General features: G+C 57.7%; 14 protein-coding genes. 3 read left to right on the top strand and 11 right to left on the bottom strand.

Features of this window, described 5'->3' with window-relative positions:
• The first annotated feature begins 120 nt into the window (after positions 1-120).
• Positions 121-1,200, top strand: a complete 1,080-nt coding sequence (locus tag AC1Q6J_RS16095; RefSeq protein WP_492280219.1) for a glycosyltransferase — start codon at positions 121-123, stop codon at positions 1,198-1,200.
• Here AC1Q6J_RS16095 and AC1Q6J_RS16090 read toward each other — a convergent pair.
• The 4 genes from AC1Q6J_RS16090 to AC1Q6J_RS16075 are packed head-to-tail and all read right to left on the bottom strand — an operon-like array spanning position 1,175 to position 7,373.
• Complete coding sequence (locus tag AC1Q6J_RS16090) at positions 1,175-2,650, bottom strand: lipopolysaccharide biosynthesis protein (RefSeq protein WP_492280218.1); 1,476 nt, start codon at positions 2,648-2,650, stop codon at positions 1,175-1,177. The genes AC1Q6J_RS16095 and AC1Q6J_RS16090 overlap by 26 nt on opposite strands.
• Positions 2,650-4,668, bottom strand: a complete 2,019-nt coding sequence (locus tag AC1Q6J_RS16085; protein WP_492280217.1) for a heparinase II/III domain-containing protein — start codon at positions 4,666-4,668, stop codon at positions 2,650-2,652. Before AC1Q6J_RS16085 ends, AC1Q6J_RS16090 begins: the two co-directional genes overlap by 1 nt.
• A gap of 13 nt (positions 4,669-4,681) precedes the next feature.
• Positions 4,682-5,965 (bottom strand): glycosyltransferase family 4 protein, encoded by a 1,284-nt coding sequence (locus AC1Q6J_RS16080; RefSeq protein WP_492280216.1) that lies wholly within the window; start codon positions 5,963-5,965, stop codon positions 4,682-4,684.
• Positions 5,946-7,373 carry a nucleotide sugar dehydrogenase gene (locus tag AC1Q6J_RS16075; protein ID WP_492280215.1) on the bottom strand — a complete coding sequence of 476 codons (1,428 nt, stop codon included), beginning with the start codon at positions 7,371-7,373 and terminating at the stop codon, positions 5,946-5,948. The genes AC1Q6J_RS16080 and AC1Q6J_RS16075 overlap by 20 nt, the downstream gene beginning before the upstream one ends.
• 213 nt (positions 7,374-7,586) lie before the next feature.
• Here AC1Q6J_RS16075 and AC1Q6J_RS16070 point away from each other — a divergent pair, with 213 nt between their 5' ends.
• The gene (locus AC1Q6J_RS16070; protein ID WP_492280214.1) at positions 7,587-7,982 is read left to right on the top strand and encodes a hypothetical protein; all 396 of its coding nucleotides are present in this window, start codon (positions 7,587-7,589) and stop codon (positions 7,980-7,982) included.
• Between the two features lie 291 nt (positions 7,983-8,273).
• On the opposite strand, the gene AC1Q6J_RS16065 is transcribed toward AC1Q6J_RS16070, so the two are convergent.
• Both AC1Q6J_RS16065 and AC1Q6J_RS16060 read right to left on the bottom strand, forming a co-directional pair.
• Entirely contained in the window at positions 8,274-9,224 is a 951-nt protein-coding gene (locus AC1Q6J_RS16065; protein WP_492280213.1) for a LysR family transcriptional regulator, read from the bottom strand.
• Positions 9,225-9,277: 53 nt separating this feature from the next.
• On the bottom strand, positions 9,278-10,852 hold the full coding sequence (locus tag AC1Q6J_RS16060; protein WP_492280212.1) for a fatty acid--CoA ligase: 1,575 nt from the start codon (positions 10,850-10,852) through the stop codon (positions 9,278-9,280).
• 222 nt (positions 10,853-11,074) lie between these two features.
• Between AC1Q6J_RS16060 and AC1Q6J_RS16055 the strand changes: the two genes are divergently transcribed.
• Positions 11,075-11,533 (top strand): MaoC family dehydratase, encoded by a 459-nt coding sequence (locus tag AC1Q6J_RS16055; RefSeq protein WP_492280211.1) that lies wholly within the window; start codon positions 11,075-11,077, stop codon positions 11,531-11,533.
• Positions 11,534-11,600: 67 nt separating this feature from the next.
• Here AC1Q6J_RS16055 and AC1Q6J_RS16050 read toward each other — a convergent pair whose 3' ends face one another.
• The 5 genes from AC1Q6J_RS16050 to nirB form a co-directional block, all read right to left on the bottom strand.
• Positions 11,601-12,392, bottom strand: a complete 792-nt coding sequence (locus tag AC1Q6J_RS16050; protein WP_492280210.1) for an SDR family oxidoreductase — start codon at positions 12,390-12,392, stop codon at positions 11,601-11,603.
• Between the two features lie 51 nt (positions 12,393-12,443).
• Complete coding sequence (locus AC1Q6J_RS16045; RefSeq protein ID WP_492280209.1) at positions 12,444-13,241, bottom strand: crotonase/enoyl-CoA hydratase family protein; 798 nt, start codon at positions 13,239-13,241, stop codon at positions 12,444-12,446.
• 664 nt (positions 13,242-13,905) lie between these two features.
• On the bottom strand, positions 13,906-16,566 hold the full coding sequence (locus AC1Q6J_RS16040) for a nitrate reductase (protein ID WP_492280208.1): 2,661 nt from the start codon (positions 16,564-16,566) through the stop codon (positions 13,906-13,908).
• Positions 16,567-16,578: 12 nt separating this feature from the next.
• Entirely contained in the window at positions 16,579-16,914 is a 336-nt protein-coding gene (gene nirD / locus AC1Q6J_RS16035) for a nitrite reductase small subunit NirD (protein WP_492280207.1), read from the bottom strand.
• A complete protein-coding gene (gene nirB / locus AC1Q6J_RS16030; protein WP_492280206.1) occupies positions 16,911-19,370 on the bottom strand; it encodes a nitrite reductase large subunit NirB in 2,460 nt (819 codons plus the stop codon). The genes nirD and nirB overlap by 4 nt, the downstream gene beginning before the upstream one ends.
• Positions 19,371-19,666: the final 296 nt, after the last annotated feature.

Below are 19,666 nucleotides of genomic sequence, written 5' to 3'. Positions count from 1 at the left end.
GCGCGACGTCTAGAACTGTCATCGGTTTTCCCCTGATTTGGCGAACACGCCTATGTACCGCAGCCGATAAGCAACCAGCGATAAATCGGACATTTACCTTAACCGTGCATGGTCAAATTGATGGTTATTCAATCAAAACACGTGGCGGTTTACGTGCCGGCCCTGAACAGGGGTGGCGCGGAACGTGTGGCTGCCCTGCTGGCATCCGGTTTCTTTAAAGCTGGCTGGCACACCACCCTGCTCGTTGATTTCGAGGCATCTGAAAACCGGGCGCTGATCGATGCTGGTGTACCAATACGCGTACTCGGAAGTTCACATGCCGGCTCCGTGTTCGCCCTCGCCGGATTCCTGCACTCACAAAAACCGGACGTCGTGCTCGCGATCGGCGGCGCGGCGAACGTCAAGCTTTCCTTGGCCCGTCTGTTCGCGGGCGGCCAGTCCCGGATTGTACTTTCGTATCACGGACGCTCCGACGTCGGACGCGGCCGGCTCGGCCACATGTCCTATTCGTTCGCGCCGTGGCTCGCGCGGCGCGCCGACGCTGTCGTTTGCGTATCCGACGGGTTGCTCGAGCATCTCCGGGACGACTGGAAAGCGCCACATGGCAAGCTGACGCGCATCTACAATCCGGTATCGGTTGGGAACGCCATTCCGGCCAGTCTTAGCGACCTGATTCAGCGTCCGCCCGTCGTGCTCGGCGTCGGCAGACTCAATCCGGAAAAGAATTTTGCGGCGCTGGTCGAGGTGCTCCCCCGTCTGCACACAGATGCACGCGTCGTGATCTTTGGCGAAGGCCCCGAACGGGACAATCTTCTGGCACGCGCAAAGCAGTTGGGCGCCGCAGACAGGCTGGAACTTCCGGGTTATCGCGATAACCCGTGGCCTTGCTATGCGCAGGCTCGATGTTTCGCGTTGACGTCGCGCAGGGAGGCCTTCGGCAATGTGGTCGTCGAAGCGCTGGCATCGGGACTTCCGGTGGTGTCGACACGGAGTGGCGGCCCGGACGAAATTCTGGAGCACGGGCGCATCGGCACGCTCGTGGACAATGGCGACATCGATGCGCTCGCCCAGGCAATCAACCAGGTTCTGGCAGACCCCGGCGATCCCACCTCGCGGATCGCACGCGCACGTACATTCGATGCCCAGACAGCGATCAGCAGCTATCTCGCCTTGTTCAGTACGATACTGGCTCAGCGGTAGCTGTCGCAGCAGATTGCTCGCGCCAGATTTCCCACGGCCGGTCAAGCATCCGCACCAGCGCAAATCCGGATACAGAGAGCGTTGACGCATAAACCGCGATGAACGTCGCGGCTCCGCCGAACAATATGATCAGCGGCAGTTGTCCGCCCAGAAGCGCGCGGGTGCCAAGGGTTGCTGCCGAAGCGAGACTAAACGAAATTGTCAGCCCCGCGATAGCCCGCCATGGCACAGTAAACGGCAACAGGCGCGTGGAGAGAAACGCGCTGCCCGCAAGCGAAACGAAGGATGAAAACGCTGCGATCATGGCCGCAGCCTGCGGGCCACCTCGCGGGATCAAAAGCAACCCAAGAAACAGGGAGATCACCGCAGGCGGAGCCATGCTTACTAACTGCTGCCAGTTTTTCTTCGTGATGTAGAAAGCATTGTCGAAGCAGAAATTCTTCAGGCTTGCGAACAGTGTTGCGAACGCAATCCATGGCATGACCCGTGCGGCCTCAACGCGATAAGCCTCCGGCAAGACCAGTTCAGCAAATGGCTGCGCAAGCAGCGCAATCCCGGCCGCCACGGCTCCGCACAGGAGAACCAGCGTCAGGATGTTGCCGCTCTGAACGCGGCCGGCCGCCTCTCGTCCTTCAGATGAATAACTGCGGACAAGCATCGGAAACAGATACGGATTAAGCGAGCCGCTGAACAGTTCGACCGGCTGCCTAGCCAGCGCATAAGCAGCCGCATAGAGGCCCACGCTCGCGGGCCCAAGGGCATGGTTGAGAATGAAGCGATCGAGCCAGCCGACCGTCTGCGCCAGCAGCGTGACCGATACGATCGGAACTCCGAATAACAGAGCAGCGCGATAACCCTGACGCGGGAAATAGGGCCACGGCAGATCGCGGAAAGCCACCCCACAGGCGAGCCCTCCAAGAGCGAGTGTTGTCAGGGAAATTCCGAGCGACGCGGCAAAGAACGTCGGTTCAATCGCTAGGACAGCGCCCACTCCGCATGCGAGCGACAGAATGCCCCGCGCGATCTCGACGCCTGCGTAAAGCCCATGACGCTGCTGTGTCTGCAACAGCGTTAAACCGAGCCGCAAGACAGCGAAGGCCAGCACATAAACAGCAACGGCGACTGTGAACCATCCGGACAGACTGGGCTGGACGACCGACAGCAGCAGTGCGCCGAGCAAGGAGAGTACGCAGGACACGACAGTCAGAACAAGTGCGCGACCAAGCCTGCCTGCGGACGGCACACGGTCCTTGCTTTCGCTGCTCAGTACAAACAGCCGTACCCATCCACCCGTTGCCATGTCGAGAATTTCGCCTGTGACAACGATAAGGGCAAACATCCCGTAGTCGTCCATCGACAGCAATCGGGTCAGGACCAGAAGCAGGACAAATGTCGACAGGCGGGGCACGAGATTGGCGCCGAAATAAAGGACGACATTCAGGTTTTTCATCAGAGACCTGCGTTCGCCAGATTCGGGGTTGGCGCCTGATCCGGCTGTAAAGCCGGCGAACCATCGTTCACCGAAATGGCGACAGGCTGAACGTCGACCCGCGTGCGGAATTCCCGCGCTTTCAGGTCATTTGCATGAAACACAATACGCGTCGAGCTCTCCATGACCCCGAACGCCGGCGAATACTCCGCGCTTTCAAGCGTAACTGAGACGCTTGGCCCAGCAGAGACATGCATCAGCATCTCGCCATCACGCGTGACGACGATGGTTGCTCCCTCAATTTTTGCCGAGCATTCCGGATGAAGCAGAAAATCAATGCTGATTGAGGTCAGCGGCCTTGACACTTCGCCTCCGGTCTCAAGCAACCTGTCCGTCACCGTCAATCCGCTGGTGTCGATGGTTACCGCGCGCTCACATGTCAGTCCATAGTCGCAAACATATCCGTCGTGTTGAGCCGAAACATGGACGCCATGGTCGATCTCGCGGAGACCAAGATACTTCGATACAGCCTTGCGCCGCCAGTTGAACGCGCCGGAAACTTCACTCTGATCCGTTCCGTTGATGCAGAGTGTATTGTGAGCCATCGTGCCACGTAGACGATCGCGGACACTGCCGCCGGAATGATACAGATATGTTCCGGCATCAACGAGCACCGGCTTTGCGTCGAGATGCAGCATCAACGACAAGGCATCAGCATGACCATGCGCCGCAATCGACAGATAGCCGAGCGGGCCATGGTCGAACACCGCCAGCGACTCTCGCCCACCCATTCGGCCTCTGGAGATCGTATATCCTCCACGCTCGAATGTACGCGTCCCTATGCATGAATCGGACGCATCGTCGGACCAGCCGAGAAGAAGATTTCGCAGCTGGGGAACACCGCGATCCGCAACGATATCCCGGCGGCCTGTCGCGGCCGCGATCCCGCTCACGATTGATGCCAGATAAAGGGGTTCATGGCCTGCGCCGGACGCGATGACGCGGCCTTCGTCGTCATCGCCGATGCGCGGATGATTCCCCGTGCCATCAAGCAGCCATCGTAGATGTTCTCCGGCAGCAGCGATGCGCGCAATGGCGTCATCCGGAAACGGAACGCCGGCCGCTTCCGCAACGATGAATGCGAGAAGGTACCACTCGCATGTGAATGCGGTGTATGTCGGTGACTGTTCCGCACCCACGCCATCGTCGTGAATCTGACGAAAGGCCTCAGCGATCAGCATATCCCGCGCTTCCAGCGGATCGATTGCGGATCCTTGCCAGAGTGTTCCCAGAATGAAGAGTGCCGCCTCCTCTGCGATCAGATGATTGTTCGCAGACGAATAGCGCGAGGGGAAACGCTTAAGCCAGTACGCATGCGCAGCCAGGCAACCCCTGATCTTCCGTGAAAGCCGCGCGCCAACTCGTTCCCGGCCAACCAGCCCTATTGTCAGCAGGATTGAGACAACACGCAAAGCAAGTTCGATCCCGGATATCCAGTTAATGCCCTTGAACGGCGGGTTAGCGTCGATCCAGCTCTCGATCAGATCGAGCGCAGACTGAGCCATCACATCATCGTTCTCCAGCCGGGACAGCGCCGCGATCACCGGCACGAACTGAAGTCGATTGAGTTCCCAGACCAGTTTCACATCACCGCGCTGGCGATCATGCCGGTAATCGATGTCGAAGCAATAGATGTTATCCGGCCAGCGCAATCCCGAGACGGGATCAAGATGCCAGTCCATGTCCCTGGATAACTTGAAATCATAACCGAGCGCGCGATAGATCCCAGGTGCCATCGCGGTTGGTGCGACAGACCGCCAAAGCGAGCGCGTATCGGTGTCGATCAATGGCAGCCGGTTCGTATCGATTGAGAGAAACGGCAGATCGGTGGCCTTGGCCGCAAACTCTGAGTAATCGTATGACCGCATCGCGGACACACGGCGCTTTCCGGCCTCACGTAACCGATGACCCAACTCCGGCACGCTCATGGCCCGCAATCGGTTGGCGTACCATCCAAGTTTACCGAGCGAACCTGCCATATCGACAGACATCCTAGCGGGCTTGCGGGGTCGCAGCGACCGGCGTTTCAGCCTTGGGCCGGTTGGTCTTGTTCTTGATCAGTGCAGCGTAAGCTCCGAGTAGCTTCGGCGCCTCATGCTCCCAGGACAGATCCCGTTCAATGCGCTGCCGGCCGAAGGCGCCCATTGCTGCGCGACGTTCCGGATCGTCAAGAAGTTCGATGATCTTGCTCGCCATGTCCCTCGGATCGTTGTGTCGGGCATATAGCGAGGCATCAGCAGCGGAGACACGTCCCTCTGTCAGATCGAACTGAACAATCGGCTTGCTCAATGCCATGTATTCCATGATCTTGTTCATGGTGGACTTGTCATTCATTTCGTCAGCTTTGTCAGGATTGACGCAGACGTCCGCCGTGTTCAGCATTTCAAACAGATCATGGTCGCTGGCGCGGCCAGTAAACGTAACGAAGTCCTGCACACCGAGCGTTTTCGCCAGCGTCTTCATTTCTTCGAGTGCAGGACCTCCGCCAACAAGCCCGAAATGAATGTCCGATCGCCTGAAATCCTCCACGATCATCTTCACAGCGTTCAGCAGCAGATCGATCCCCTCCTGTGCGCCCATGACGCCGACATAGCCGACCAGAAACTGGCGGCCTTTTCGCAGCTCCGGATTGGGCGGAAGGATTTGAATGCGATTGAGATCCGGGCCGGAGCGGACGACGAAGACATTCTCATCGAGCATGCCACCGCGAGTCAGCGCAATCCTGCGATAGGATTCGTTCGTGGCAAGCGAGATATCTGCCGTCTGGAAGGTCACCTTCTCAAGGAGAACGAGCAGCCGATAGAAGAAATCCTTTCGGCCGAATTTTGATACATACAGCTCGGGATTGATGTCATGATGATCGAACACGAACATCCTGCCAAGGAAGAGCTTGAAGAACCCGCCGATCAAAAAAATGGTATCGGGCGGATTGCACGCATGGATCACATCGAATCCGCGAGCAAAAAGAACTTTCCAGCTCAAGAAGAACTCGCAAGCCAGCGCCCAGCCATATTCGAGCGGATAACCTGATGCGCGTTTGGCCTCGAAGGGCATCCCGTGGCGATGAATGTGAACGCCGTCGATCAGCTCATAGCTTTTTTGTGCGTTAAACCCTTTCGGACAAATCACCGAGACCACACACCCGGCTTTCGCCATGGTTTTCGCTTCCGACCATACGCGTCGGTCGAAAGGTACGGATAGATTCTCGACAATGATCAGGACGCGAAGCGGCCGTCCATCCTTGACAAGGCGCTGGTCACCAATTGATTCCGACATAACGCGCCTTCATGTCTGGAGATTCCCACAATCGGGCGAGATCGAGAACGATCTGGTCTTCGCTGAGCATCGGTTCAATGCCGCGAAATTCAGCAGACGCGTTTCCAATAATGATGACGTCTGCCGCAACGACGGTTTTCCGCAACGACGTCATCATGATCGAGCCGATGTGAGGAATTGCCTTCTCGATATATTGCCTGTTCACGCCGGTCAGCGCCGAGAGATTGACGCTTGGATCATAGAGCTTGAGATTGAAGCCTTTGCCGATCAGACGCTCAATCAGCTCGACCTGCGGGCTTTCACGCAGATCGTCGGTACCGGGCTTGAAGCTGAATCCAAGCACAGCAATGTCTCGCTGACCGAACGCAACAACCTTGGCGATCGCTCTTTCGATCTGATTGCGGTTGCTGGGAAGAATGTTGGACAGGATCGGCACCTCGACGTCGAGTTGACGTGCGAGATATGTCAACGCGCGCGCATCCTTCGGCAGGCATGAGCCACCGAACGCGTAACCCGGCTTGAGGTAGTACGGCGAGATGTTGAGCTTTGTATCGGAACAGAACACGTTCATCAATTCATAGCTATCGATCTTCAGTGCCTGGCAGATATTTCCGATCTCGTTTCCGAAACAGACTTTCAACGCGTGCCACGTGTTGTCCGCATACTTGATCATCTCGCTGGCTTCGAACGATACCGTGAAAAGCGGCGCGCGAATTCCCTCGTAAAGGTTCGCAACCTGAAGTGCGGCGCTCGGATCATCCGCACCGACAACGGTCTTTGGCGGGGCAAAAAAATCGGCGACTGCCGTGCTCTCCCTCAGAAACTCGGGATTGTATGCGACGGAAAGCCCCTCACCGCAGCGGCGTCCGGATTCGCGCTCAAGAATCGGAATGAGTGTGTTGCGCATCGACCCCGGAATCATCGTCGATCGCACGATAACAAGGTGATCGCCCTGCTTTTCCCGAAGCGCACGTCCGATTTCCGCAACGACACTGCAGACGGTATCGATATTGATACTGCCGTTTTCGCGGCTTGGCGTCCCGACGCATATCAGCGAGATGTCGGTGTCGCGTATCGCCTGATTGACGTCGTCGGTTGCCGTCAAGCGTCCCGACCGGACCCCTTGTTGCATAAAATCGTCAAGACCTGCCTCGACGACCGGCGGCTTACCCTCGCGAAAGCACTGGCGCTTGATGTCATTGGTATCCAGCCCAATGACCGTGTGGCCTGTACGTGAGAAACACGCGGCCGATACCGCCCCAACGTAGCCTAATCCAAAAATACTGATACGGCGTGGAGCAGTATTGTTCGGTATGACGGGAGCAATAACCGGCAAGCGATCGGCAGTCGCTTGCGCACTTCCCGGAGCGAGTTCGATCAGATCGGAGCCATCGAGCCATGAATTCATTTGAGCCTCGTCTTTTTTTTGCAGTCGTAGGCTGGCGACGGCAAAAGAGGAAGACAAAGCAAAGTGTCATCGCTTGTTAGGCTTACCTTGCCTCAAAACGACCGCTTCGATTAACACTTTGTTAACCTCTCGATTAGAGCTGGATTAGACGTATAAAATTGGTTCTATAAGCGCGACAGAATGAGCGTGATTTAGAGGACGAAGCAAACCGCAATGCTCAGAACGACATTTCAAGTGCTTGCATGGGTGTCTATCCTCGCGATCGTGATTGTAACGGACGGCCCGATCGGGTTGCGTCCAATCACTCACCTGCCAGGCAGCGTTGAAAGGTTCTTCGCCCTTCTCACGGTCGCGACGCTATTCACTCTCGCTTATCCGAGCAGAATTTCTTTCGTCGGACTTTCGCTCGTACTTGCTGTCTTCATCATTGAGTTTGCACAGGTAGCCTCGCTGGGCCGCCACGCACGCTTGCGTGATGCCGGCGTTAAGGTTCTAGGCGTCTTTGCCGGACTGGCGCTGGGTTATTTCCTGCGAGCCGGAATTGAACTGATACGTGCAAGACTCGCGGGGAACCAAAAAGCTGTGCCTGAGGCCGCAAATCAGTCCTGACGGATAACAGGTCGCCAGTTGGCCGGCTCGATGCTATCCACACGACCGAGCTAGCGCCCGAACCCTTTGGCGCCGACCAGGCTGTTTCTCAGCAAGCGAACGGACCTGGAGCGTTTCACGGTTGCGTCGATTATCGCTGTCGTTATCACTGCGTCGTATTGTCGGGAACAAAGGCCTCACCAACACCTAAGCGGTCCGCATCAGCCTCGCCGGGAATTCGGCAGTTCATTTCTTCGCGTCGTTATGATCGAACAATTTGGGTCGTTGAGCTCACGTTCATAATGGCGATTCCTAGGATTTGCGCCGATTCGAAACGTGACTAGATCTTTGGTTGCCGGAGAACCAGCTTTTCGACTTTACAAACTCACTCTCAAGAAAGCGTCTGACCTCGCGGGTCAGCCTTCTGAGATCGCTTTCAGGACGTCGAAGCAACCACACATTCAAAAATGCCGTCTCATTCGGAAGCACCCGAACAAGTCGTTCGGCTTGCGCAAAGGGCACAGCGAGAAGGGCAAGACCGAGGCCCTCCGCCGCTGCGGCGAAGTGACTTGCAACCGGCAAGATGCGCAGGGCATTTCGCACCTCCGCCGCAGCAAAGAACTGCGTAGCCAATTGCATTTGACCAGCGCGTTCGCTTCGGAAACCGGCAAAATCCTCCGTGAGTCCGATAATGTCGTGATCCTTGAGTTGAGCCAAGGATCGCGGTGCAGGATGCGCCGCCAGATATTCCTCCGACGCAAACATGCCGAACGCGACGGTCGCTACCCGCTTTCCGATAAGCTCACTTTCGCCGGGATCACCCATTCTGATGACGAAATCGAGATCACTTGTCGCCAGGGATTGCTGATGCATTGTCGATGTGAGCTCGAGACGCAGACGGCTGTTCAGGCCGCGGAGTTGTTTGACGCGAGGCAGGAGCCAATGCTTTGTCAGTCCCTCCGTCGCGGATATCTTGACGACGGACGACCTCTGGCCGACCCGCAAACGCAACTCACGATTGAACAGGTCAAACGCGGACAGAATATCCCCGGCCGAGCGCCGAAGGTCTTCGCCTTCCGGGGTCAGCTTTACTCCCGACGACGCCCGAAAGAACAACGGCGCTCCAACATACCGCTCAAGCTCTTTCAGCCGCCGGCTCAGCGTCGGTTGACTCATCCCAAGTTCGTTGGCGGCGCGATTGACGCTGCCCGTTCGGGCCACGACAAGAAATAAACGGTACAGGTCCCAGTTTGCTTCGGTCACATCTGCTTTCCGCGCTGCCTGGGAAGGGATAGTCGTGGGACGGGCATGCGCAGCTAGTTTACACGCCTGTCGTGTCCCTGCCAGTACCGTTCTCGAAGCTTGCGCTTCAATATCTTTCCTGAAGGATTTCTTGGCATCTCTGACAAGAACTCGATCGACTTCGGAATCTTATAACCCGCCAGGCGCTCCCGCGCATATCTAAGAATGCTGTCGGCGTCCGCAATGGCATTTTGCATCGGCACCACAAGGGCTTTGACGGCTTCGCCCCACCGTTCATCCGGCACGCCGATGACCGCGATATCGGCGACATCCGGGTGGCTAAACAAGACGCTCTCGATTTCTGCAGGATAGATGTTCTCCCCGCCGGAAACGATCATGTCCTTGATGCGATCGTGGATATAAAGATATCCGTTCTCATCGAGGTATCCTGCATCTCCCGTATAGAGCCATTCACCCTTGAGGGTCTTGGCTGTGTCGTCGCGACGATTCCAGTATCCAACCATGTTCTTTGCCGTCCGGCAGACGACTTCTCCCACCTCGCGCGAGGGCAACGGCTTCCCTAGAGCATCCACAATTCGCAGTTCAACACCGTCGATAGGCCGGCCACATGATTTCATGACTTCGCTCTCGATACGGGAGTGGTCTTCCGGCAAGAGCGCGGTCAGGACTCCGGCTGTTTCGGTCAGGCCGTAGACCTGAACAAATCCAGTTTGTTTGAACACGCGCAACGCGCTTTTCAACAGACCGATTGGAATTGGCGAGGCGCCATAGATCACGCGCTTTAGCGAGGACGTATCGATCTGATCGATATTCTTTTCCGATAGAAGGGCCAGTATCATTGCGGGCACAAAGAACGAAGCCGTGACGCGATCGCGTTGAATCGATTGAAGGACCTGAGACGGGACAAACTCGCGGAGGACAACGATCTTCATACCAGCGAGCAGTCCCAAGATGCCCGTCCCGGCCCCCGCGATATGAAACAGCGGCATTGTAATCAGCAGCGTGTCACTGGATGTCCAGTGGCCCCAGAAATCGAATACCGTCGGCGACGTCAGCGAAAAGTTTCGATGGGTAAGCTGAACCCCTTTGGGGTGACCGGTCGTTCCACTGGTATACATTTGAATGCAGACATCATCCGGCTGCGAGATCACGCCGGGTTCACGCGTGCTTTGCGCGTCGCGCCACGCCGTGTATGACGCATCGAGAACAATCACTTTCCGGATCGTGACGAGTTGATCGCGAATCTTGGCAAATGTTTCCAGAAACGATTCGCCAATGAACAGAACTTCCGCCCCAGCATCATTGATCACAAACGCGATCTCCGGCGCGGCAAGCCGTGCGTTGATCGGCACGAGCACCGCATTCGCCTTGGCGGCCCCCAAAAGAACCGAAATGAACGAGTCGCTGTTTTTGTCGAGAATGGCGATGCGGCCCGTCGGTTTGACGCTGGCAGCGATCAGGCCATTTGCGACCTGGTTGGAAGCATGGTCGAGGCCGCCGTAGGTGGTCTCCCTGCCTTCAAAATTCAGGGCGACCGCATTCGGGGTCAGAGCCGCGTGATATCGCGGGATGTCGGCGAGCGTCTCGATTGGCGCGACGGTGCCAGCCAAGGTTATTGAATTGGTCATGAACGGCGTTTCCCTTGGGCTCCATTGAACTTGGACCCTTGGGACAGCAGGCTGTACGCGCCCGACCTCAAGAGGTAGGGAGAATTTGGTGACTGGTTATTCAGCGATGAATGACGAAACGGTTATTCATCCCTGTTGATAGGCTCAAAATATCCGCCATGGCGATCATTCCGGCAGCAACGACAATGACGGTCATAACCATGATGTAAGGTGCTGATTGTTATGACGGAAATCACGCTCGCCAACGTCAAGGACTTCGTTGGCCAGAGCCTTGGGGCGTCGGATTGGATCGATGTTGACCAGCCCCGAATCAATCAATTCGCTGAATGCACCGGCGATCGGCAGTGGATCCACGTCGATATTGAACGCGCCAAGAAGGAGAGCCCGTTCGGCGGCACGATTGCCCACGGATATCTCAGTCTCTCGCTGGTCGCCGCATTGGCGATGAAGCTGGGGCTTGCTCCCGCGGATGCTTCTGCGATCATCAACTATGGGCTGGACAAAGTCAGGTTCATTACGCCGGTAAAAGCAGGCGAGCGGGTTCGCTTGCAGTTAGCTCTGGTCGGCATCGAGCCGAAAGAGAACGGACAATTCCTGATCAAGAGCAAGGCTACGCTGGAGATCGAAAACAATCAATCGCCGGCCCTGGTGGCGGAGAGTCTCGCTCTCATCATACCGTAATCATTCAAGTGACGACGTGAGACACTATCAAAAACCCGGCCCGTTTTCGGGCCGGGTTTTTGATAACTCAGGACGACGACAGCACAGCTGTCAGACCGCCATCGACGGCCAGGATCTGCCCGGTGATGTGTTTGCCAGCGTCGCTGGCAAACAACAGCGCAGCCCCCTTGAGATCATCATCGTCGCCAAGACGGCGAAGTGGCACACCTTCGGTCAACTTGTCGACACCAACCGATGCGATCACGCCCTTCGTCATTTTCGACGGGAAGAATCCGGGCGCAAGCGCGTTGGCCGTGATGCCATGGCGGCCCCAACTGCCCGCAAGGGCGCGGGTGAAGTTCACCACCGCACCTTTGCTAGTGTTGTAGGCAATCGTTTGCATCTCACCGCTGCTGCCAAACAGGCCGGCAACCGATGCGAGATTGATGATCCGCCCATATTTGTTGGGGATCATCGATTTCTTTCCGATCTGCTGGCTGAGTACAAACAGCGCGCGAATATTGAGATTCATAAGCTTGTCCCATGCTTCGATGGGATGATCTTCCGTCAACGCACCCCAGGTCGCTCCAGCGTTGTTCACAAGGATGTCGACCTTGCCGAGCTTGGCGATCGCCCCATCCGCGAGCCGCTTGATGTCTTCGTCCTTGGAATTGTCGGCTGCGATCCAGTCTGCCTCAATGCCGAGCTTGGCGAGATGCTTTTGAGCTTCTTCCAGATCACCGGCCTTGCGCGACGACAGGACAATTTTCGCTCCTTGCTCACCAAGTGCTTCGGCTATCTGAAGCCCAAGCCCGCGTGAGCCTCCCGTAACGAGTGCAGTCCTGCCCGTCAGATCGAATGCCTTCTTGATGCTTCCCATATCGCCTGTCGTCCCTCTGGCTAGTTGAAATGGCTGCCGTTTCGGATGCGGCTATTTTCCGCGGAAGACCGCAGCGCGGCGCTCGACAAAGGATTGAATGCCTTCCTTGAAGTCCTCGCTGTTGAACACGCGATCCCTGATCTTCGGAATGTAATCGATCGCGGACCGCTCGCCGCTCTCGATGAACTTCAATGCAGCTTCCTTCGTGACCTGAATACCGATCGGCGCATTCGTGGCGATCGTCTGCGCGATCTCCATCGCGCGCTGGATCTGCTGACCGGGGCTAACAACCTCCTGGACCAGACCGATCTTGTAGGCCCGCTCCGCCGAGAACTCATCGCACAGGAAGAGATGATACATCGCGTCACCCCATCCGGCGCGCGTCAGAAAACGAAAATGCGCACCACCCAGCGGAGCGATGCCACGCTTTGATTCCATCTGGCAAAACCGGCTGTCGCTGGCCGCAATAACGATATCGCCGGCAAGCATCATTTCAATGCCGATGGTAAAGCAGATACCCTGAACCGCCGTCACGATCGGCTTCCGGCAACGCTTCTGAAGCGCAAATGTATCGACATTGCCTTCCTTCAGTTTAAGCGCGTCCTTATCCGCTGTCGGACCGAAAAACTTCGGCATATCGAGACCGGCGGTAAAGTCGCTTCCTTCCGCGCAGACCACACCGACCCAATAGTCGTCGGTATTGTGCAAAAGGGTCAGCGCGTCGGACATCTGGTGCATCATCTGCGGACTGAAGGAATTCTTCTTGGCCGCATTGTCGATGATGATCTTCAGTACATGACCATGCACTTCGGTTCGAACCTGCCCTACAGCAGTCTTCGTCTCACTCACGTTGTTTCCTCCCGAATTTCCTTGGATCAAGTTGCCCGACATTAGGATCGACGATCCGCCATAAAGGCCGGTGCGCTTCACCGGATAAGTTGGAATGGCGAGAATAAAATCGGATGGTCGTCCAAATGCTCCATCCAGGCTTCCTACAATACCCGTTGTCATCCGATCAGGGCGTCGGACGCGCTTGGACATGATCAGAGCAGCCGATACCGCGTCCAGCTACTAAAATTGTGGATGATCGTTATTCACAAATGAATTAGCAGTGGCCAACATTTCGCATTTCACGATTGAACGATCCGGACCGTTCCGACGGTAAGACTGCCTCGCTGACCTGCGCCTGGAGCCATTCAAGATCGGAGGATGTCATCGGCCATAATCGGATTTCAGAGTGGCTGGTGATGCAGTGCAGATCGCGCCCGTCTCCAGCTGAATTCCCAGCCAACAGGATTCTAGACAGAGGGTTGTCGAGGAATAGCTGTGCTGCAGCAACTTTCGAGGAATTCCCTATGCGAGTTAACAGGGGAAGAATTCGGTGGATCTGGGAATTTTGGAACAGGATCAGAGAATTCTACCTGCAAAAGCGCCGGATGAGATTTTCGGTACGCATGGAGGTGTGTGAGAATATTCACTAGGGATCAGGACCACATGCATCACCATTATGCTCTCATGCGGGATGGGAATTCAATGCGAGCCTGCCATCGAGTAGCTTATTGATCTCCGGCTTGCATGCGCCGCAATTGGTACCGGCTTTCAATCGTTGCCCGATGGCTTCGACATTCCTCGCACCCTTGAGTATTTCGGCCGAGATTTGACGCTGACCAATGCCGAAACACGAGCAAACAATCGGCCCGATATCTTCACCTGCTTCCAGAGGCTGCCCCGTGAGCAGCGACATCCGCGCCGTTGGCGAGAGCGTGTTTTCCGAAAACAGGCTGGTCAGCCATGAACGCGACACAAGTCTGTGGTCACGCGCAATGAAAACGCAGCCCTCCAATCGCCCTTCGCGAATGCTCGCATAGCGATAGCGGCCGATGCTCGGATCGCGATAGGCGATCCATTCGACATCCGCCTGCTCGGCACGAAGCTGCGCGCGCGCCCAGTCGCGCCAACTCGCCGGCCGCTCCTCCATCGCAAGCTCCATTCGCCAGCACGTGCCCGCGCGTCCGGAAACCCAGTAGCCGGCCTCAGGGCGTTCAATCGGATATCGGCTGAGAATAAAAGCATGCCACGTCGGCAGATGGGGTTCAGCGTTGATCGGCGTATGCTTGGATTCCGGTTGTCCGGATATCGGATCCGTCGCGGGATTGACCAGCGCGTTGACGAGACCGTCACCCGCATGTTCGCCATTCCAGTGCATCGGCACGAACACGCACCCGCGTCGCTGTTCAGCGGTGATTGTCACACGCGTCACCATCTGGCCCCAGGGACTGCACAGACGCGCGAGCGCGCCGTCGTCGAGACCCGCCTTGCGCGCATCGTCCGGATGGAATTCCGCACGCGGTTCGAACATATGCATCATGAGCCGCGGCGACTTCCCGGTCCTCGTCATCGTGTGCCATTGATCGCGAATGCGGCCGGTATTGAGCACCAAGGGATATTCGTGGCTGGTTGGATTTTTGGGAGAGCGCGGCACAACCGGGATAAAGCGCGCCTTGTGATCGGGGGTGAAGAATCCTCCTGTCTCGAACAGCCGCGGCGTACCGGCCGGATGGTCCCGCGTCACCGGCCATTGAACAGGAGCCAGCGCCTCGTAAGCGCGATCATCGAGCGTACCGAGGGCGGAGATATCGAAATCCCGCACGCCGTGATTTTCAAAGCCAGAGAGGCTGGCATGCTCGCGAAAGATCTCTGCCACATTCGTATAGTCAAAGCCCGAGAATCCCATGCGGCGAGCGATGTCGCAGACGATCCGCCAATCCGGGCGCGCGGCACCGGGCGCCGGCAGGAACGGCCGCTGCCGGGAAATGCGGCGTTCCGAATTGGTGACGGTGCCGTCCTTTTCACCCCACGTTGAGGCCGGCAGCAGCACGTGGCCGTGACGCGTCGTATCGGTATGCCGCATGCAATCCGACACGACGACAAGATCGCAGGTATCAAGCGCCGCGCGCACGCGATCGGCGTCCGGCAGGCTGACCAGCGGATTGGTGGACATGATCCAGACCGCCTTGATGCGCCGGTCGGCCATCGCGTCGAACAACTCGACTGTCTTGAGCCCGGCCTTGTCCGCGATAACGGGTGAATGCCAGAATCGCTGGACGGCATCGCGATGCAGCGGATTCTCGAGATCCATATGGGCGGCGAGTTGGTTGGCCAGCCCGCCGACTTCGCGCCCGCCCATGGCGTTGGGCTGGCCGGTCAGCGAGAACGGCCCCATGCCGGGTCGTCCGATACGCCCCGTCAACAAATGGCAGTTGATGATCGCATTGACCTTGTCGACGCCACTGCTCGATTGATTGATTCCCTGGGAATAGAGCGTAACGACGCGTTCGGTTTTAGCAAACCAGTCGAAGAACCGCTCGACCGCCCCGTCCGGCAGTCCGCAGACAGTTGCGGTATGCATCACGGTCTGGCCGGCGACTTGCGCCAGCGCAGCCTCCGCGCCGGTTGTGAAATCGCCCACGAATGCGCCGTCAATCGTGTTCGTCTTTGCAAGATGAGCGAGCAATCCGTTAAACAGAACGGCATCGCTACCCGAACGAACGGGCAGATGCAGATCAGCACCCTCGCATGTCGCGGTTCGGCGCGGGTCGATAACGACAATGCGGCAAGCGGGATTCCTGGCCTTCGCAGCCAACATGCGCTGGTGGAGGATCGGATGGCACCAGGCCGCGTTGGAGCCGACCAGAACCAACAGGTCGGCCAGTTCCAGATCTTCATAGCAACCAGGAACCGTGTCGCTGCCAAAGGCGCGCTTGTGGCCCGCCACGCTGGAGGCCATGCATAGCCGCGAATTGGTATCGATATTGGCGGTGCCAACAAAACCCTTCGCGAGCTTGTTGACGACGTAATAGTCCTCGGTGAGAAGCTGACCCGAGACGTAGAACGCCACCGAATCCGGTCCGTACTCCCGGATAGCCCTGCTGAATCCGTCGGCTACAACGTCAAGCGCCGCGTCCCAGGTCGTGGCTTGCCCATTAACCATGGGCTCAAGCAAGCGCCCTTCGAGACCAACGGTTTCAGCCAACGCCGAGCCTTTGGCGCAGAGCCGCCCGAGATTGGCAGGATGCAGCGGGTCACCGCGGACGGTGACCGCGCCCGCAGAATCCCTGCTGACGGCCACGCCGCAGCCGACGCCACAATAGGGGCAGGTTGTCTTCACTGACACGCGTGGTCACCCTCACTCGGCGGGATTGGCCGCTGTCTGACGAAGCGACAGCCACACGGTGCCGTCCTCCACCTTGACCGGATGCGAGCGCGCGCATCCCTGGTCCGGCGCGACCGCCTCGCCGCTCGCAAGTTCGATGACGAAATTGTGCAGCGGACATGTAACGCGTTTGTTATGGACAATGCCCTGCGACAGCGGGCCGCCCTTATGCGGGCAGCGATCGTCAAGCGCGAACACCTCGTCATCCTGGGCCCGGAACACCGCGATGTTGCCTGACGCCGTCCGCACCACGCGAGAGCCGAGACGAGGAATATCGTCCAGGGTTCCGATTTCAATCCACCGGGTCATGCGAGCTCCAATTCCGCCAATGGCACAAACTCGTTGCGATCGACGCCATGCTGGGCGCGCTCCGCCCATGGATCCCTTTGCGAGAATTGCTGCGAGTAAGAGAAGCGTCCGAACAGCGCTTTCCGGTTGGCCAGATCGTCGACCACAAGCTTGCGGATCGCATCGAGACCGACGCGGTCGCACCATTTGTACATGCGTTCCAGGTACCAGCCCTGCTCACGATAGAGCTGCGTTAGCGCGCAGATCACTTCCAGCGTCTCGTCTTCGGTAGCTACCTTGGCGAGGAACTCGGTGCCTTTGATGTGAAGGCCGGCGGCGCCGGCGAAATGAATCTCGTATCCGGAATCGACACAGACCACGCCAACATCCTTACAGGTCGCTTCGGCGCAATTGCGCGGGCAACCCGACACCGCAAGCTTCACCTTGGCGGGCGTCCATGAGCCCCACATGAATTTTTCGATCTTGATGCCAAGACCAGTCGAATCCTGCGTGCCGAAGCGACACCATTCTGAACCGACGCACGTTTTCACCGTGCGCAGTCCTTTGGCGTAGGCATGGCCGGATACCATGCCGGCGTCGTTGAGGTCAGACCATACCGCGGGCAAGTCTTCTTTCTTCACCCCGAGCAGATCGATACGCTGACCGCCCGTGACCTTGACGGTCGGAATCTTGAATTTGTCCGCCACATCGGCAATCGCGCGCAATTCGTCTGGCGTGGTCACCCCACCCCACATCCGCGGCACGACCGAGTAGGTGCCGTCTTTTTGGATATTGGCATGCACGCGTTCGTTGATGAAACGCGACTGCTGGTCGTCGCGATATTCGCCGGGCCATGTGGCCAGCAAATAATAGTTCAAGGCGGGCCGGCATGAGTGACAGCCGTTGGAGGTCTTCCAATCCATGAATAACATGACATCGGGAATGGTCTTCAACTGCTGTTCTACGATAACGCGCCGTACATCATCGTGGCTGTGGTCGGTGCATTTGCATATCGGCTTGACCTTCGGTGCCGTCGAATAGTCGCCACCGAGCGTGAACGCGAGCACCTGTTCCACAAGGCCGGTACATGAACCGCACGACGACGATGCCTTGGTATGGGCGCGCACGTCATCAATGGTGAAGAGCTTCTTGTCGACGATCGCCTTGACGATGGTGCCCTTGCAGACACCATTGCAGCCACAAATCTCGGCTTCGTCGCTCATGGTGGCGGCAGAATTCTGGCCGGCGTGACCGCCATCGCCGAGATTGGCTGCCCCGAACACGAGACGCTCCCGCATCTGCGAGATATCGGTGCCATCGCGCAGATGCTGGAAATACCAGGGCCCGTCGACCGTATCGCCGTAGAGCACAGCGCCAACGATCTTCTTGTCACGCAAGACGATGCGCTTGTAGACGCCACGCGCGGCGTCCTGCATCACGACTTCTTCCTTATCGTCGCCTGGGGCAAAGTCGCCGGCAGAGAACAAATCGATGCCGGTCACCTTCAGCTTGGTCGAGACCACTGATCCCGAGTAGCTCGCAAAGCCCTTCATCGCGAGCTGATTGGCACAGACCTTGGCCTGATCGAACAGCGGCGCGACCAGACCGTAGGTCTGGCGACGGTGCTGCACGCATTCTCCGACCGCATAAATGCGTCCGTCGTAGGTCTGCATGGTGTCAGAGACGACGATGCCGCGCTCGCAATGGATACCCGCCTTTTGAGCGAGTTCGATGTTCGGGCGAATACCAACGGCCATCACGACCAGATCGGCCGGGAGCACCGAGCCGTCTGCAAAGCGCACGGCCGTGACATGATCGTCGCCCAGGATCGCCTGCGTCTGCGCCGGCATCTTGAAAACCATGCCGCGCTCTTCCAGCGACTTGCGCAACATTCCGCTTGCAACCGGATCGAGCTGACGCTCCATCAAACTATCGAGGAGATGCACGACAGTGACGTTCATGCCGCGCTTCATCAAGCCGTTGGCGGCTTCCAGGCCAAGCAGGCCGCCACCGATGACGACGGCGTGCCGCCGGCTCGTCGAGGCTTCAACCATGCTGTTGACGTCATGGATATCGCGAAAGCCGATAACGCCTGGCAGTTCCTTGCCCGGAATCGGCAGGATGATCGGATTGGAGCCAGTCGCAATCAGCAGGCGGTCATAGGAAACCCGCGAACCGTCGGCGGTGACGACTTCGCAGGTACGACGGTCGATCATGACGATCGTCTCGCCTTTACGCAGCGTAATGCCGTTATCGTCGTACCATTGCTCGGTGTTGAGCATGATGTCGTCGACCGACTTCTCACCGGAGAGAACTGGCGACAGCAGGATACGGTTGTAGTTGCCGTAGGGCTCGGAACCGAACACCGTGATGTCGTAGAGATCCGGCGCGCGCTCGAGCAGTGTTTCCACTGTGCGGATGCCGGCCATGCCGTTGCCGATCACCACCAGCTTTTGCTTGTTAATCCTCTCGAGCATGATCTGCCTCTCAAATTGCAATGGCGCCGCTCCCCGACGCATCCGTGCGTCGTTGATCGGCGAGAAGCTCCTGAGGATCTCAAGAGCTTAGGAAGTGTGATGTGGAGAAGCGCCCATCCGCGGGCAGATAACCGTCGTCAGTGACGATTAATGGTCATCTGCTGAATTCAAGAGGCGTGCCAAGTCTGAGGTTTGGCAATTCTGCCAACGATCTGAGCGGCTTGATCGCGCGCGCCGGGCCGCACATGACCGGGCGCACGACTATTGGATGAAATATTAGACAAACAGACTATCTA

This window comes from Afipia sp. MLSD5-FHT05B12 (genome assembly GCF_058793355.1).
Note: the sequence above shows the minus strand (reverse complement) of the source record. Positions and strands in the feature narration are given on the sequence as shown.

Excerpts from the sequence above, each read along its gene's own strand:
- AC1Q6J_RS16095 (WP_492280219.1), top strand. The coding sequence starts at position 121 with ATGGTTATTCAATCAAAACACGTGGCGGTTTACGTGCCGGCCCTGAAC.
- AC1Q6J_RS16090 (WP_492280218.1), bottom strand. The coding sequence starts at position 2,650 with ATGAAAAACCTGAATGTCGTCCTTTATTTCGGCGCCAATCTCGTGCCC.
- AC1Q6J_RS16085 (WP_492280217.1), bottom strand. The coding sequence starts at position 4,668 with ATGGCAGGTTCGCTCGGTAAACTTGGATGGTACGCCAACCGATTGCGG.
- AC1Q6J_RS16080 (WP_492280216.1), bottom strand. The coding sequence starts at position 5,965 with ATGTCGGAATCAATTGGTGACCAGCGCCTTGTCAAGGATGGACGGCCG.
- AC1Q6J_RS16075 (WP_492280215.1), bottom strand. The coding sequence starts at position 7,373 with ATGAATTCATGGCTCGATGGCTCCGATCTGATCGAACTCGCTCCGGGA.
- AC1Q6J_RS16070 (WP_492280214.1), top strand. The coding sequence starts at position 7,587 with ATGCTCAGAACGACATTTCAAGTGCTTGCATGGGTGTCTATCCTCGCG.
- AC1Q6J_RS16060 (WP_492280212.1), bottom strand. The coding sequence starts at position 10,852 with ATGACCAATTCAATAACCTTGGCTGGCACCGTCGCGCCAATCGAGACG.
- AC1Q6J_RS16055 (WP_492280211.1), top strand. The coding sequence starts at position 11,075 with ATGACGGAAATCACGCTCGCCAACGTCAAGGACTTCGTTGGCCAGAGC.
- AC1Q6J_RS16050 (WP_492280210.1), bottom strand. The coding sequence starts at position 12,392 with ATGGGAAGCATCAAGAAGGCATTCGATCTGACGGGCAGGACTGCACTC.
- nirD (WP_492280207.1), bottom strand. The coding sequence starts at position 16,914 with ATGACCCGGTGGATTGAAATCGGAACCCTGGACGATATTCCTCGTCTC.
- nirB (WP_492280206.1), bottom strand. The coding sequence starts at position 19,370 with ATGCTCGAGAGGATTAACAAGCAAAAGCTGGTGGTGATCGGCAACGGC.